Below are 15,450 nucleotides of genomic sequence, written 5' to 3'. Positions count from 1 at the left end.
GCACAAGGGGCTCCCGTCGGAGCCCCTCTTTTTTGGTTCACAAAGCAAAAAGCCCGGCACCTTTCGGTACCGGGCTTGTGCTGTTCAATGGTCGGGGTGGCGGGATTCGAACTCGCGACCCCTTGCACCCCATGCAAGTGCGCTACCAGGCTGCGCTACACCCCGACGAGCCGCGCAGTATAGCCTGAAAAATCTGGCCCTCCGGCTCAGACCACGAGCAGTCCGCGAATCGAGATCAGTTCCTGCCGCATCTGCCCCATCGAGACTTCGGTGGTGATGACTTCGGGAACAGGCACCGGCTCTTCGCGCACGGCAGCCGACGCGTCATCGGCCGCGGAGAGCGTCTCGGCGCCATCGTCGAGCCCATCGGGCTCTTTGCCGTCCAACGCGGACGGCGGTTCACCGCGGCTGTGAACCAACTCAGTCAGTCGGTTACGCGCACCGCTGATGGTGAAGCCCTGTTCATACAACAGCTCGCGGATGCGGCGGATCAGCAGCACCTCGTGGTGCTGGTAGTAGCGGCGATTGCCGCGCCGCTTCATGGGTTTGAGCTGCGTGAACTCCTGTTCCCAGTAGCGCAGCACATACGGCTTCACGCCGCACAAATCGCTCACTTCTCCGATGGTGAAGTAGCGTTTGGCTGGAATGGCGGGAAGCGCTTTCTCCATTTAAATCAATAAGATCAGGAGAGAAAGCTAGACTTTACTCGAAGTCGTCTCCCGCAGGGATGTCGCCTTGCACAACCCCCTTAAGTTTGTGGCTCGCGTGAAAAGTGACGACGTTGCGGGCCTTGATCGGGATCGCCTCGCCGGTCCTTGGATTGCGGCCCGGCCGCGGCGCCTTGCGCCGGATGTTGAAGTTGCCAAACCCCGACATCTTGACGTCTTCTCCCGCGACCAGCGTGCCATGGATGATGTCGAAGAAGGCTTCGACCATGTCCTTGGACTCGCGCTTGTTCAAACCCAGCCGCTCGAACAGCAACTCGGCCAGCTCTGCTTTGGTCAGCGTCGGTGTCTCCAGCGTCGGGAGCATCACCCGGTCCGGTGCTTTCTCTGGAGGTGAAGTGCTCATTCGGGTTATCCAGTAGTCACGCGCGCAGACGAACGCCCAGCCGCTCGCAGAGCGCAGCCAGGACCTCAGCCCTGACCGACTCGATGCGCTCGTCGGTCAGGGTGCTCGAGTCGTCGAGGATCTCCAGCCGCAGCGCCAGGCTGCGTTCGCCGATCGCCATGTCGGTCGATGCGCCGGCCGAGGGCTTGTAGACGTCGAAAAGCTTCACGGAGCGAACCAGTTGCGCGTTTGCCGCTTTCGCTGTCTGCACTAGATCATCGTGGCTCACCAGCTCGCCGGCGATCACGGCAATGTCGCGCCATGCCGATTGCTGGCGCGGAATGGGTTGGAAGCCCGGCAGCGGTTGCACGGTCAACGCCGAAGCGTCGAGTTCGAAAACCACCGGCGTGCCTGGCAGCTCATACGCTTGGCGCCACTGGGGGTGCAGTTCACCGACGAAACCAATCTCGCGGCCATCGATCTCGATGCGGGCAGAACGGCCCGGATGCAGCGCGGGGTGAGAGGCCGCCACGAAACGCGCCACGCGCGGTGACAGCAAAGCCTCCACATCGCCCTTCACATCGAAGAAGTCCACCGCCCGGGGCTTGCTGCCCCACTGAAGCTCATCGATCGAGTCGTAGGCCAGCGCTGCGACCCGCATCGGCTGCTCGATACCGGCCACCGTGGCAATGCCATCGGCCACCGCGACGTCTCGTTTGAAGACACGGCCGACTTCGCTGATGCGCACCCGTGTGGCCTTGCGCGCGAGATTGAAGCGCAGCACTGACACTAGGCTTCCGATCAAGCTAGAACGCATCACCGACAACGGGCTCGCAATCGGGTTCAGCACGCGGATAGGGTTGTCGTTGCCCGCAAGCTCACGCTCCCAGCGCTCCTCGACAAAGCTGAAGTTGATGGTTTCCTGATAGTCGAGCGCTGCGAGCGAATGGCGGATCGCATGCAGGCCACGGCGCGATTCGCTGCGCACGTGCGCTCGGATCGGCGCCACCGGCGGCGTGTCGGGCAGGTTCTGGTAGCCAACCACGCGCACGACTTCCTCGATCAGGTCTTCCTCGATTTGCAGGTCGAAGCGCCAACTCGGCGGTGTGACCGTCAGCACGCCGGGCGCTTCGCTCACCTCCAGACCAAGGCGACGCAGCACTTCGCCGCACTGAGCCTGCGTGACCGGCATGCCGATGACCTTGGCCGCGCGCTCGACGCGCAGCGCGACCGGCTTGCGCGCCGGCAGCTTGGTCGTCTGATCGTCCATCGCGCCCGGCTCGCCGCCACAGATATCGAGGATCAGCTGCGTGATGTGCTCGATGTGTTCGACGGTCTGCGATGGATCGACGCCGCGCTCGAAACGATGCCCGGCATCGGTGCTGAAGTTGTAGCGGCGCGAGCGACCTGCGATGGCCTCGGGCCACCAGAAGGCAGCTTCGACGTACACGTTGCGTGTGTCGTCGGACACTGCGGTCGCATCGCCCCCCATGATGCCGGCGAGCGACTCGACGGCCTGATCGTCGGCAATGACACCGACCTGCTCATCGACTTCGATGGTGTTGCCGTTCAAGAGCTTGAGCGACTCACCCTTGCGGCCCCAGCGAACGACGAGACCGCCGTGGATCTTGTCGAGATCGAAGATGTGTGAGGGCCGGCCGTACTCGAACATCACGTAGTTCGAGATGTCCACGAGTGCGCTAACCGAGCGTTGACCACAGCGCGCGAGGCGATCCACCATCCAAGCGGGCGTCACCGCCTTCGTATTGACGCCTCGGATGATGCGCCCGGAGAAACGGCCGCAGAGGTCGGGGGCCTCGATGCGCGCCGGCAGCTTGTCGGCGTGCACGACCTTCGCGGGTTCGAAGCCCTGCTTCAACAGCGGCGCCCCCGTCAGCGCAGCCACTTCACGCGCAATGCCGTAAACGCTGAGGCAATGCCCGAGGTTGGGTGTGAGCTTGAGCGTGAAGAGCGTGTCGTCGAGCTTCAGGTGTTCGCGGATCGACGCGCCGATTGGCGCATCGTCAGCCAGGATCAGCAGGCCGCCATGGTCGTCCGACAACTTGAGCTCGCGCGCCGAGCACAGCATGCCCTGGCTCTCGACACCTCGCAGTTTGCCGAGCTTGATCTCGAACGGTGTGCCACCCTCTTCAGCCGGCGGCAGATTGGCCCCAACCAGCGCACACGGCACCTTGATTCCGGGGCGCACGTTGGGCGCGCCGCAGACGATGTTGAGCATCGGGCCGGTGCCGGCACGCACTTGGCAGACATTGAGCCGGTCGGCATTCGGGTGGCGGGCGACCTCCACAACCTCGGCCACGACCACGTTGGAGAACGGCGGCGCCACCGGGCGCTGCTCCTCGACCTCCATGCCGGACATTGTCAGCAGATCGGCCAGCTGTTCGGTGCTGAGGGGCGGGTTGCAGAACTCCCGCAGCCAGGACTCTGGAAATTGCATCTCGTCTTTTCTGCTTCTGGATTACTTGAACTGCGACAGGAAGCGCAGATCGCCTTCAAAGAACATGCGCAGGTCGCTCACGCCGTAGCGCAACATCGCCAAGCGGTCGATGCCCGAGCCGAAGGCGAAGCCGATGTAGCGCTCCGGGTCAAGGCCCATGTTGCGAATGACCTGTGGGTGCACCTGGCCCGAGCCCGAGACCTCGAGCCAGCGGCCCTTCAAGGGCCCACGCTCGAACATGATGTCGATCTCGGCGCTGGGCTCGGTGAACGGGAAATAGCTCGGGCGGAAGCGCAGCTTGAGTTCGGTGGTCTCGAAGAACGCCTGGATGAAGTCGAGGTACATCGACTTCAGGTCCTTGAAGCTCACGTTCTCACCAACCCAGAGGCCCTCGACCTGGTGGAACATCGGCGAGTGCGTTGCGTCGCTGTCGACGCGGTAGGTGCGGCCGGGCGCGATCACACGGATGTCAGGCATCTTCGCCTGGCCTTCGTACTTCTTTGCGTGCGCGAGCGCGTAGCGCACCTGCATCGGCGAGGTATGCGGGCGCAGGTTGAGCCAGCGGCCTTCGGCGTCTTTCATGTCGACGTAGAAGGTGTCCTGCATCGAGCGCGCCGGATGGTTCTCGGGATTGTTGAGCGCGGTGAAGCTGTACCAGTCGGTCTCGATCTCGGGGCCGTCGGCGACATCGAAGCCCATCGAGCCGAAGATGGCTTCGATGCGCTCCATCGTGCGCGTGATGGGGTGCAACCCTCCAACGCCGCGCTTACGGCCAGGCAAGGTGACGTCGAGCGCCTCGGCCTTCAGCTGCGCCTGCAGCTCGGCATCGGCCAGCGCCTGGCGGCGGGCATTGAGCGCGGCTTCGACGCGCTGCTTGGCCGCGTTGATGTCGGCGCCGCGGGTCTTCTTCTCTTCAGGCGACAACGCAGCCAGGCCTTTAAGCAATTCGGTGACGCGCCCGGATTTGCCGAGATAGCGCGCCTTGGCGTTCTCCAGATCGGCAGGTGCGGCGGCCTCTTGGAAGTCGGCCTGCGCAGCTTGCACCAATTGATCGAGATCGTTCATCGGTTCGGTGGCGAGAAAACGGGTTCAGAACAAACAAAAAAGGCCGCACACGAGGTCGGCCTTTGAAAGCTTGCGTGCACCGGGCCTGACTGCACCCGGCGTGATCACGACATCAAGCGAGCTGGGCCTTCACCTTCTCGACGATGCTGCCAAAAGCGGCAGGATCATTCACGGCCATGTCGGCAAGAACCTTGCGGTCAATGTCGATGTTGGCCTTCTTCAGGCCGGCCATGAACTTGCTGTAGGTGACACCCAGGCCACGGCTCGCCGCGTTGATACGGGCGATCCAGAGCTGGCGGAACACACGCTTCTTGGTGCGGCGATCGCGATAGGCATATTGCCCAGCGCGCATGACCGCTTCCTTGGCGATGCGGAATACGTTCTTGCGGCGGCCGCGGAAACCCTTGGCGAGTGCGAGAACTTTCTTGTGACGAGCACGTGCGGTTACACCACGTTTGACGCGAGGCATGTCGTTTCCTTTCTAGAAATCAGAGACCGGCGAACGGCAGCATCTGCGCCATCCCAGCCATGTTGGTCTCGTGGACGCCGACAGCACCGCGGAGCTGGCGCTTGTTCTTCGTCGACTTCTTGGTCAGGATGTGGCGCTTGAACGCTTGACCGCGCTTGACGGTGCCACCCGGACGAACGCGAAAACGCTTTTTCGCACTGCTCTTGGTCTTCATTTTGGGCATGACTGCTCCTTTTAAATTGCTCCTGCAGGCGCCCGCGAAATCTCTCGCGGTCTTGTAAGCCTGCAGAGGCTTCTTGCATCGCCCTGGTGACCAAACCAGGGCAATGAACTCTTTAACGACTCTCTACTTATCGCTTCTTCGGCCCGAGGACCATGATCATCTGGCGTCCTTCGAGCTTGGGCATGTTCTCGACCACCGAACAATCTGCCAGATCGTCGCGGATGCGCTCCAGAAGGCGCATGCCGATGTCCTGGTGCGTGATCTCGCGGCCGCGGTAGCGCAGCGTGACCTTGCCCTTGTCGCCGTCTTCCTCGATGAAGCGGCGCAGGTTGCGCAGCTTGATCTGGTAGTCGCCTTCATCGGTACCCGGGCGGAACTTCACCTCTTTGATCTCGATGACCTTCTGCTTGGACTTGGCTTCCGCCGCCCGCTTCTGCTCCTGGTACTTGAACTTGCCGTAATCCATCAAGCGACACACAGGCGGGTCGGCCTGAGCGGCGATTTCGACGAGGTCAACGTCCAGCTCACCTGCCATCCGCAAAGCTTCTTGGAGAGGAACGATACCCAAGGGCTCGTTTTCCACCCCGTTCAGGCGAACTTCCGGCGCCATGATTTCGCGGTTGAGGCGGTGCTTGCGTTCCACGTTGGGAGCGCGGCGGTCAGCAAAAGTAGCGATAGTTCAAATCCTTCAGCGAACCCCAAGGCGACAGGGCCCAAAAACAATCAACGCGGGCCGGGCAACCGGGACCTTTCGTCAAGCACGATTGGCAATGTCACCCGCGATCTTCAAAGCAAAGTCTGCGAGGGGCATCACACCGAGGTCTTGGTTGCCACGAGCGCGCACGGCAACAGCCCCGTTCGCCTTCTCCTTGTCGCCAACGACAAGGAGGAACGGGACCTTTTGCATGGAATGCTCGCGAATTTTACGGGTAATTTTCTCGTTGCGCAAATCGCTCTCGACTCTAAGCCCTTGTTTTTGCAGCGTTTTCGTCACTTCCCGGGCGTAGTCGGCCTGGTCGTCGGTGATGCTCATGACCACCGCCTGCACCGGGGACAGCCAAACCGGCAGCGCACCGGCGTGCTGCTCGATCAGGATGCCAATGAAGCGTTCCAGGCTGCCCACAATGGCACGGTGGAGCACGATCGGGCGATGGCGGTTGCCGTCTTCGCCCACGTACTCGGCATCTAGGCGCTCCGGCATGTTGGGGTCGATCTGGATCGTGCCGCATTGCCAATGCCGGCCGATTGCGTCCTTGAGCGTGTACTCCACCTTGGGGCCGTAGAAGGCACCCTCACCGACGGCAATCTCGAATTCGCAGCCGGAGCGGCGCAGGCTTTCCATTAGCGCGCTTTCGGCCTTGTCCCAGGCTTCGTCGGAGCCGATGCGCGCCTCGGGACGGGTCGCCACCTTGTAGATCACCTCGGTGAAACCGAAATCCTTGTAGACCTTCTGCAGGAGCGTCGTGAAATCATGGCACTCGGCCATGATTTGGTCTTCGGTGCAGAAGATGTGACCATCGTCCTGGGTGAAGGCACGCACCCGCATGATCCCGTGCAAGCCGCCCGTCGGTTCGTTGCGATGGCATTGGCCGAACTCGCCGTAGCGAACCGGCAGATCGCGGTAGCTCTTGATGCCCTGCTTGAAGATCAAGATGTGGCCGGGACAGTTCATCGGCTTCAGAGCGTAGTCGCGCTTCTCCGACTCCGTCGTGAACATGTTCTCCCGGTACTTACCCCAGTGGCCGGTCTTTTCCCACAGCCCCTGGTCGAGGATTTGCGGGCCCTTCACTTCTTGGTAGCCGTTGTCGCGATAGACGCGGCGCATGTACTGCTCGACCTCCTGCCAGACGGTCCAGCCCTTGGGATGCCAAAAAACGGTGCCGGGCGAGTGCTCGTCGATGTGGAATAGATCGAGTTCGCGACCCAGTCGGCGGTGGTCGCGCTTCTCCGCTTCTTCGAGCATCGTGAGGTATTGCTGAAGCTCGTCCTTCGTGGCCCAGGCCGTGCCGTAGACCCGCTGCAGCATCTCGTTGCGATGGTCGCCGCGCCAATAGGCACCCGCAACCTTCATCAACTTGAAGTGCTTGAGCCTGCCGGTGCTCGGCACGTGCGGGCCACGGCACAGGTCTTCGAACTTGCCTTCGCGGTACAGCGAAACGTCTTCGTTCGCCGGGATGCTTGCGATGATCTCGGCCTTGTAGTGCTCTCCGAGGCTCTTGAAGTACGCCACAGCCTCGTCGCGCGGCAGCACGCGGCGCTCGACCCTTTCGTCTTTCTTGGCCAATTCCGCCATCTTGGCCTCGATTGCCGCCAGGTCCTCGGGCGTGAAGGGGCGCTTGTACGAAAAGTCGTAATAGAAGCCGTTGTCGATGACGGGACCGATGGTGACTTGAGCGTCGGGGAAGATTCCTTCACCGCATATGCCAACAGGTGCGCCGTCGAGTGGCGAATGACTTCCAGTCCGTCGGCGTCCTTGTCGGTGAGGATGGCCAGTGATGTGTCACCCTCGATGCGGTAACTGGTGTCAACGACCTTGGCATCGGCACCCTGCCCCACGCGCCCTGCCAGCGCGGCCTTGGCCAAGCCGGTGCCGATGGAGGCCGCCACCTCGGCCACCGTCACGGGGCCGTCGAACTGACGCTTGGAACCATCGGGCAATTGAACGGAAATCATGATGAGCACACTCCAGAAAGCAAAAAGCGCGGTGGAGAACCGCGCTTTTTGATGATGACGAGAAAAGACGTGACGAAGCCGCGGCCGACTAAACCTTTACCTGCCGGGTCGTAGTTCGCGGTGTCATAACCAAGATGCCCTTCTCGCTCTTATAGGTTGCCAGTGAAAACTGGAGAGCCAAAATTGTAGTTCAGCCCCGCGCGGTGTACTCGGAAAAGATGCCCAATTCCACATAGCGCCCGGCTTCCAACAGCCCCGCGTCGCTGAGAGCCGCAATGACCTGGGCAGGCGGGATGCAACCGGCAATCGTGTCCCAGTAGTAGCGCCACAGCATCGGCGTCGTGGCCGATTTCGACACTACGCGGGCCAGCAGTGGCACGACACCGCGCATATAGGCCTTCAGCAAGGCCGTGGCGATGCGCCCCTTCGGCATCGTGATCTCCAAAATCAACACGCGGCCGCCCGGCTTGAGAACTCGGCGGAACTCGGCGCAAGCCTTCGAAAAATCGCTGATGTGGCGCAACGCATAGCCCATCACCAGGAAGTCGACCGAGGCATCGGGAACGGGGATCTCTTCGGCCCTGCCGAGCTTGCAGACCACTTCGGCCGGCAGCTTCGCCTGCGCCATCATCCCGGGGCTCGGGTCGACGCCGATCAGCTTCGACGGCTCACCGGTGATCTTGAGGATCTCCTGCGACACGATGCCCGTGCCCATGCCCACATCCACCACCGTCATGCCCGGCTTGAGGCCGGCGCGCTTGAGTGCACGGCCGCGATAGCTGGCGCCGGTGCCGAAGCCCAGGATGCTTTCGAGCCGGTTGTAGTCGACCGCGGTGTCGTCGAAGGTCTTGCGCAGGAAGCTCTCGCGCGCCTGCAGGTCGTCGGACGGATAGTAGTCCGGCAGCGGCTGGTGCGGGAGTTGAACGGCTTGGGCGTTCGGGCGGCCTTGCGGGGTGGTCATGTACGGCTCCTCCTGTGGTGGACGACGGTCGTGTGTGTCGGTGATCAAAGTGGCAACGCGGCGATGGGCTCGCGCCGCTCGACGAGTTGCTGGAACTCGTCTCGCAGGCGTTCGCTCTCCGCCACTGCCCGCCTCCAGGCCCTCACCCGGGCGGGCACATCGTGGGTATAGCGTTTGAAATCGTTGCGGTCCGGTAGCTTGCCACCGGGTAGCGAGGCAATCCATTCGGGATTAGGCGATATCACCACCACATTATCGAGGTGCGCGCTCGCGCGGTGGCGGTGCTTCAGCGCCTTGTCGAGCCAACCGGGAATAATTGCCTTCTGGAAGTGGGGATAGAGCACCAAGCCGTTTCTCAGCGAGGCGTAGTTGAGGTGCAGGTGGTAGTCCGTGATGCCGCCGTCCCAATAGGCGCCGCGCGGGCCGCCGGGGATGTCGTGCACGGCATCCAGCCAGAACGGTATCGAACAACTCGCCAGGATGCTTGGCTGCAGGTTCTGCACATCGAGCGACACGATGCGTGTGCTGTAGTCGTGCGTGTGCAGCGGGAAGGCATCGCGGGTGTCAGAAAAGATCACACGCTCAAGCCACGCGCCCATCGCCTTGCGACTCACCACGTTAGTGGCAAATGCACCCAGATAGCCCAGCGGTGTCGTGACACGCGAGAGGGGGCGCCCCTCGCGCCGAAGCACATGCCGACCTCGGCTGGTGAACACGTGCAGCCGGAAGCGCGGGTGGCTCAGCACCTGCGTCTCCCGACCGGAGAAGTGCTCCATCAGCTTGGCACCAAACACCTCGCTGACGTGAGTCGGCGTGGGCGCCTTGCCGGCCTTGTGCTCGTACTCCTGCGTGATGTAGTCGTCGGCCATGCGAGCGAAGGCCTGCTTGGGGTCATGCAGGCACGCGGTCGCCATGCGCCAGGCGCCGATCGAAGCACCGATCAGGTGGACCGGCTGTCCCGCACCCTGCAGCCACTCGCCGAAGATGAACTGGTCGAGTGGGCCGAGCACCAGCCCCTTCGGTCCGCCGGCTGCACCGGGGACAGCCCGAACGTCAGCCGCCGAAAGCCCCTGCTCCCGCAAGTGCTTGAGCGCACGCGGGCCGGCGTGGACCTGCAGGGCTTGCATGGCGACAGGCCGGTCAGCGCTTGGTCTGCAGCTTGGCAAACGCGGCGGCCATCGCCGACGGCGCCTGCACGGGCGCGCGCGGGCCACCCATGCGCTCACCGCGCGCCGGGGGACGGTAGCTGTTGTCGCCCCGCTCTCCGCGCGGCGCCGGAGCGCTGTCGAGCTTCATCGTGAGCGAGATGCGCTTGCGGGCCAGGTCGACTTCGAGCACCTTGACCTTGACGATGTCGCCGGTCTTCACCACTTCGCGCGCATCGTTGACGAACTTGTTCGACAACTGGCTCACATGCACGAGGCCGTCCTGGTGCACGCCGAGGTCGACAAAGGCGCCGAACTGGGCAACGTTGCTCACCGTGCCCTCAAGCGTCATGCCGGGTTGCAGGTCCTTGATGTCCTCGACGCCGTCGTTGAAGCGAGCCACCTTGAAATCAGGGCGCGGGTCGCGGCCGGGCTTTTCAAGCTCCGCCAGGATGTCCTTGACGGTAATAGCTCCGAATTTCTCGTCGGCGAAGGCCTCGGGCTTGAGAGCACGGATCACATCGCTGCGCCCCATCACCTCGGTCAGCGGCTTGCTGACCTTGGCGAGGATCTTTTCGACGACCGGATAGGTCTCCGGGTGCACCCCCGACCGGTCGAGCGGGTTGTCACCCCCGCTGATGCGAAGGAAGCCTGCGCTCTGCTCGAAGGTCTTGGCCCCGAGTCCGCTCACGTCGAGCAATTGCTGGCGGTTCTTGAACGCGCCATTGGCATCACGCCAGCGCACGATGCTGTTGGCCACCGCGGCGCTCAGGCCCGACACACGAGCGAGCAGCGGCGCCGAGGCGGTATTGAGGTCCACACCCACGGAGTTCACGCAGTCCTCGACGACCGCATCGAGGCTCTTTGCCAGCTCGCCCTGGTTCACGTCGTGCTGGTACTGGCCGACGCCGATACTCTTGGGCTCGATCTTCACCAGTTCGGCCAACGGGTCCTGCAGGCGGCGGGCGATGCTCACCGCGCCGCGCAGGCTCACATCCAGCTCGGGCAACTCCTTGCTCGCGAACTCGCTGGCTGAATACACCGACGCACCCGCCTCGCTCACCACCACTTTTTCGATGTGGGTGCCCGGGGCGAGCTGCTGGATGCGCTTGATGAGGTCGGACGCCAGCTTGTCGGTCTCGCGGCTGGCAGTGCCGTTGCCGATGGCGATCAGGTTCACACCGTGCGTCGCGCACAGGCGGCCGAGCGTGTGGATGGAACCGTCCCAGTCCTTGCGCGGCTCGTGCGGGTAGACGGTCGAGGTGTCGAGCACCTTGCCGGTCGAGTCGACGACGGCCACCTTCACGCCGGTGCGGATGCCGGGGTCGAGGCCCATCACCACGCGCGGGCCGGCGGGTGCGGCGAGCAGCAGGTCGCGCAGGTTTTCGGCGAAAACCTTGATCGCCACCTTCTCGGCCTCTTCGCGCAGGCGGCTGAAGAGATCGCGCTCCAGGCTCAGGCTCAGCTTGACCTTCCAGGTCCAGGCGATGGTCTTGCGGATCAGGTCGTCGGCCGGCCGCTTGGCATGGCTCCAGCCCAGATGGCGGGCGATGCGGCCTTCGGCGAGCGTGGGCTGGCCGGGAACGACTTCTTCGTCGACCACAAGCTTGGCATCGAGAAACTCGAGCGTGCGCCCACGGAACACCGCCAGCGCCCGGTGGGACGGCACCCGACCGATCGGTTCGTCGTAGTCGAAGTAGTCGCGGAACTTGGCCACATCGGCGTTGTTTTCGTCCTTGCCGTCCATCAGCTTGGACTTGAGCAGGCCTTCCTCCCACAGCCACTCGCGCAGCTTGCCCACCAAGGTGGCGTCTTCAGCCCAGCGCTCGCTGAGCAGGTCACGCACGCCGTCAAGGACCGCAAACGCATCGGCGAAACCCGCCTCGGCGTTGACGAAAGACGCCGCCTCGGCGGCCGGGTCGAGCGAGGGGTCGGCAAAGAGCCTGTCGGCCAGCGGCTCCAGGCCGGCTTCGCGGGCGATCATGCCCTTGGTGCGGCGCTTGGGCTTGTAGGGCAGGTAGAGGTCTTCCAGCTCCTGCTTGGTCGGTGCGGCTTCCACAGCCGCACGCAATTCAGGCGTCAGCTTGCCTTGTTCGTCGATGCTCTTGAGCACCGCGGCACGGCGCTCTTCCAGCTCGCGCAGATAGCCCAGGCGGGCCTCCAAGTCGCGCAACTGGGTGTCGTCGAGGCCATCGGTGGCTTCTTTGCGGTAGCGGGCGATGAAGGGAACGGTGGCGCCTCCGTCGAGCAGCTCCACCGCGGCGTTCACTTGGGCCGGGCGAACCTTCAGTTCGCTGGCCAACTGCAGAAGAATCTTGTTCAAGTACAGCTGTCCGCAGAGGGACGGAAAACGAAAGCGGCGAAGTGTGCCACACGGTCAATTCGCCTCGGACGCTGCCCCTGCTGTCGGTTCGGGAACGATGCCGCGTTGATCGGCGGGCAGCTCGGCACGCAATGCGTCGATGTGCGCCTTTTTCTCCGCCAGGCTCAGGTTCGGGTTCTGGTCGATCACCGCGGCCATCATCACGGCGCGGGCGTTGCGCATGTCGTGGCCGAAAAGCGCCGAGGCCGTGGCGTCATCGAAATGCCGCCGCTGGATGCGGCTCACCTCCGCAAAGTAGGCGTCGACGCTTTGCTGCGTCTCGGGGATGCCCAGTTGCGCGCCCTCGGTGCGCAGGTCGGACTGGTAGCTGCGATAGCCCTGCAGCAGCTTCAGCGCCTTCTCGGCTTCCTCCTTCGGCAAGCCCTGGCGCAATGTGTATTCGAGCTTCTCCGTCTCTTGTGGCGTGGGTGGGTCCGACATCTGAAGCATCAAGGTGTCGAGCGTCGCCCGGGTGTCGCTGTCCACGGTCAAGCCGCCGCCAAACCCGAGCTGGAACAGGCGCGAAACATCCATGCGCGAACCAAGGACATCGACCTCCACCAGCGCGCCAGCCCCCCGCGCCGGAGGCCGCGGAAGGGCTCGTTCCCCCGTGAGAACTTCGTTTCGCGCTTGAACCGTTCCCGTGAACCGATTCAGCAACTGGTGCCAAACCGTGCTCGCTCGAGTACCAGGCGCCCCCGGCGACCGCCACCACCAGGACAAGCGCCGTCACACCCCAGGCAAGAGGCCGCCGCCAGAGGGGCGCATTGTTGATTTGCACAGTCATTCAGAAAACCTTCCAACTCAAAACTATCGAACCCTCAGTTGCAGCATCTTGCGGCAAAAGGCTCACATATGCCGGCAAATCTCGGATCAGGGAAATCGATGAAACGTTTAAAAGCACTATCGTGCACCATCCGCAAGCCGATTTAGAACAGTCGTACAGAAACAGCTCGTCCCATCGGCATCAGTTCTAACCAGGAGACACCATGCAACTTGCATTGACACCCACGCTGCGCCATCTCGCGCAATTCGCCAAGGCCTCCGTCCTGGCTGCCACCGTCCTGCTGGGCGGCATCGCCAACGCCCAATACCAGAAGGGCCCGGACCCGACGACCTCGGCACTGGAACGCACCGGCCCGTTCACCGTGCGTACCCAGACCGTGTCGCGCACCGCGGCCAGCGGTTTCGGCGGCGGCACGATCCATTACCCCACCGCCTCAGGCACCTATGGCGCGATCGCCGTCTCGCCCGGCTTCACGGCCTATGAGTCGTCGATCAGCTGGATCGGCACCCGCCTCGCCTCGCACGGCTTCGTGGTCATCACCATCGACACCATCACCACGTCCGACCAGCCCGACAGCCGCGGCCGCCAGCTGAAGGCTGCGCTCGACTACGTGGTCGCGCAAAGCCGCCGCAGCACCAGCGGCGTCTACAACAAGGTCGACTCCAGCCGCCTCGGCGTGGCCGGTCACTCGATGGGCGGTGGCGGCACGCTGGCCGCAGCGCGCGACAACCCGTCGTACAAGGCCGCCGTGCCGCTCGCCCCGTGGCACACCACCAAGAGCTGGCGCACCGTGCGCGTCCCGACGCTGATCATCGGCGCGGAAAACGACGCCATCGCCGGGGTGGGGTCGCACTCGATCCCGTTCTACACCAGCCTGCCGTCGACCACGTCCAAGGCCTACGCCGAGCTTCAACGGCGAGGGCCACTTCTTCCCGCAGCTGTCGTCGAACTACCCCATCGTGGGCCGCTACATGATCTCGTGGTTCAAGCGCTTCATGGACAACGACACGCGCTACAGCCCGTTCCTCTGCGGTGCTCAACACCAGGCGGACCTCGGCTACTTCGGCCCGTTCTCGGACTACCGCGAGAACTGCCCGTACTGACCTGACCGCTGCACGCTGGCGGGTCACCAGAGACACGCCAGCCGCACGCACGACAGGGCGCCCGGCTTCGGCCGCGCGCCCTGCTTTTTTGCCGGCGAATCCGTTTAGCAACCTCGTACAAATCGGGGCCCGTTTCGTCAGGGAAACCGATGAAACGTTAAATAGCACGCTAGTGCACTATCTGGACGTCGAGATTGAAAGGTCGTGCACCTGCGATCGGTCACCGGCGTCAGTCCAAAACCAGGAGACAACATGCAACTAGCTTCCAACCCTGTCCTGCGCCACTTTGCGCACATCGCCAAGGCCTCCGTCCTCGCGGCCGCCGTCCTGTGCGCCGGCGTCGCCAACGCCCAGTACCAGAAGGGCCCGGACCCCACGGTGGCCACGCTGGAGCGCGACGGCTCCTTCGCCATCCGCACCACCACCGTGTCGCGCCTGAGCGCCAGCGGGTTCGGTGGCGGCACCATCTACTACCCGACCGCCACCGGCAGCTACGGCGTGATCGCCGTGTCGCCCGGCTTCACCGCCTACCAGTCGTCGATCAGCTGGATCGGCAGCCGCCTCGCCTCGCATGGCTTCGTCGTCATCACGATCGACACCAACTCCACCTCTGACCAGCCCGACAGCCGCGCACGCCAGCTCAAGGCCGCGCTCGACAAGGTGGTGAGCAACGCCAGCAGCCGCACCAACGTGCTCTACGGCAAGGTCGACTCGTCGCGCATGGCCGTCGCAGGCCACTCGATGGGCGGCGGCGGCAGCCTGGCCGCCGTGCGCGATTACCCGCAGCTGAAGGCCGCCGTGCCGCTGGCCCCGTGGCACTCCACCAAGAATTTCTCCACGGTGCGTGCCCCGACGCTGATCATCGGCGCCGATGGTGATTCGGTTGCGAGCGTCTCTACGCACTCGATCCCGTTCTACAACAGCATCCCGTCGAGCACGCCCAAGGGCTACCTGGTTTCAACAACGAAGACCACTTCTTCCCGCAGGACAGCGGCGAGTACGGCCTGGTCGGCAAGTACATGATCTCGTGGTTCAAGCGCTTCGTCGACAACGACACCCGCTACAGCCCGTTCCTGTGCGGCGCCCCCCATCAACAGCAGGTGGCCAACACCTTGCGCATTGCCGCCGCTCGCAACAACTGCCCGTACTGAGCT

At 63.6% G+C, this 15,450-nt stretch carries 12 protein-coding genes, 1 tRNA gene and 2 pseudogenes; 2 read left to right on the top strand and 13 right to left on the bottom strand.

The annotated features are described in order from the left end of the window. Window positions 1-88 precede the first annotated feature (88 nt). The 13 genes and pseudogenes from LRS03_RS02740 to LRS03_RS02680 all read right to left on the bottom strand — a co-directional run bounded on the left by LRS03_RS02740 (window position 89) and on the right by LRS03_RS02680 (window position 13,066). Window positions 89-165: transfer RNA gene (locus LRS03_RS02740), tRNA-Pro, on the bottom strand. Window positions 166-206: 41 nt separating this feature from the next. Then, window positions 207-668, bottom strand: coding sequence for a MerR family transcriptional regulator (locus LRS03_RS02735; RefSeq protein WP_257823753.1), 462 nt, complete (start codon window positions 666-668; stop codon window positions 207-209). 34 nt (window positions 669-702) lie between these two features. Next, on the bottom strand, window positions 703-1,071 hold the full coding sequence (locus LRS03_RS02730) for an integration host factor subunit alpha (RefSeq protein ID WP_257823752.1): 369 nt from the start codon (window positions 1,069-1,071) through the stop codon (window positions 703-705). Between the two features lie 16 nt (window positions 1,072-1,087). After that, window positions 1,088-3,508: a phenylalanine--tRNA ligase subunit beta gene (pheT, locus tag LRS03_RS02725; RefSeq protein ID WP_257823751.1), complete on the bottom strand. Its 2,421-nt coding sequence runs from the start codon at window positions 3,506-3,508 to the stop codon at window positions 1,088-1,090. A gap of 21 nt (window positions 3,509-3,529) precedes the next feature. Then, a complete protein-coding gene (pheS, locus tag LRS03_RS02720) occupies window positions 3,530-4,573 on the bottom strand; it encodes a phenylalanine--tRNA ligase subunit alpha (protein WP_257823750.1) in 1,044 nt (347 codons plus the stop codon). 112 nt (window positions 4,574-4,685) lie between these two features. Then, complete coding sequence (gene rplT, locus LRS03_RS02715) at window positions 4,686-5,042, bottom strand: 50S ribosomal protein L20 (RefSeq protein WP_201803925.1); 357 nt, start codon at window positions 5,040-5,042, stop codon at window positions 4,686-4,688. Between the two features lie 19 nt (window positions 5,043-5,061). Further along, window positions 5,062-5,265, bottom strand: a complete 204-nt coding sequence (gene rpmI / locus LRS03_RS02710; protein ID WP_201803926.1) for a 50S ribosomal protein L35 — start codon at window positions 5,263-5,265, stop codon at window positions 5,062-5,064. A 127-nt stretch (window positions 5,266-5,392) separates the two neighbouring features. Beyond that, window positions 5,393-5,908 (bottom strand): translation initiation factor IF-3, encoded by a 516-nt coding sequence (gene infC, locus LRS03_RS02705; protein ID WP_316703451.1) that lies wholly within the window; start codon window positions 5,906-5,908, stop codon window positions 5,393-5,395. A gap of 111 nt (window positions 5,909-6,019) precedes the next feature. After that, window positions 6,020-7,938 (bottom strand): annotated as a pseudogene (gene thrS, locus LRS03_RS02700) (threonine--tRNA ligase). Between the two features lie 190 nt (window positions 7,939-8,128). After that, window positions 8,129-8,899: a class I SAM-dependent methyltransferase gene (locus LRS03_RS02695; protein ID WP_257823749.1), complete on the bottom strand. Its 771-nt coding sequence runs from the start codon at window positions 8,897-8,899 to the stop codon at window positions 8,129-8,131. A 44-nt stretch (window positions 8,900-8,943) separates the two neighbouring features. Further along, the gene (locus tag LRS03_RS02690; RefSeq protein WP_257823748.1) at window positions 8,944-10,026 is read right to left on the bottom strand and encodes a patatin-like phospholipase family protein; all 1,083 of its coding nucleotides are present in this window, start codon (window positions 10,024-10,026) and stop codon (window positions 8,944-8,946) included. A 13-nt stretch (window positions 10,027-10,039) separates the two neighbouring features. Beyond that, a complete protein-coding gene (locus tag LRS03_RS02685; RefSeq protein WP_257823747.1) occupies window positions 10,040-12,367 on the bottom strand; it encodes a Tex family protein in 2,328 nt (775 codons plus the stop codon). Window positions 12,368-12,421: 54 nt separating this feature from the next. Beyond that, complete coding sequence (locus tag LRS03_RS02680; protein WP_257823746.1) at window positions 12,422-13,066, bottom strand: lipase secretion chaperone; 645 nt, start codon at window positions 13,064-13,066, stop codon at window positions 12,422-12,424. 329 nt (window positions 13,067-13,395) lie between these two features. On the opposite strand from LRS03_RS02680, the gene LRS03_RS02675 reads away from it, so the two are divergent. Together LRS03_RS02675 and LRS03_RS02670 are read left to right on the top strand one after the other, a co-directional pair. After that, the gene (locus LRS03_RS02675; RefSeq protein WP_257823745.1) at window positions 13,396-14,301 is read left to right on the top strand and encodes an alpha/beta hydrolase family protein; all 906 of its coding nucleotides are present in this window, start codon (window positions 13,396-13,398) and stop codon (window positions 14,299-14,301) included. A gap of 247 nt (window positions 14,302-14,548) precedes the next feature. Then, window positions 14,549-15,447, top strand: a pseudogene (locus LRS03_RS02670) (alpha/beta hydrolase family protein). Window positions 15,448-15,450: the final 3 nt, after the last annotated feature.

This window comes from Rhizobacter sp. J219 (assembly GCF_024700055.1).
Taxonomy (GTDB): Bacteria; Pseudomonadota; Gammaproteobacteria; order Burkholderiales; family Burkholderiaceae_C; genus Rhizobacter.
The sequence above is the reverse complement of the archived record's forward strand: the minus strand, read 5'-3'. Positions and strand labels throughout refer to the sequence as shown.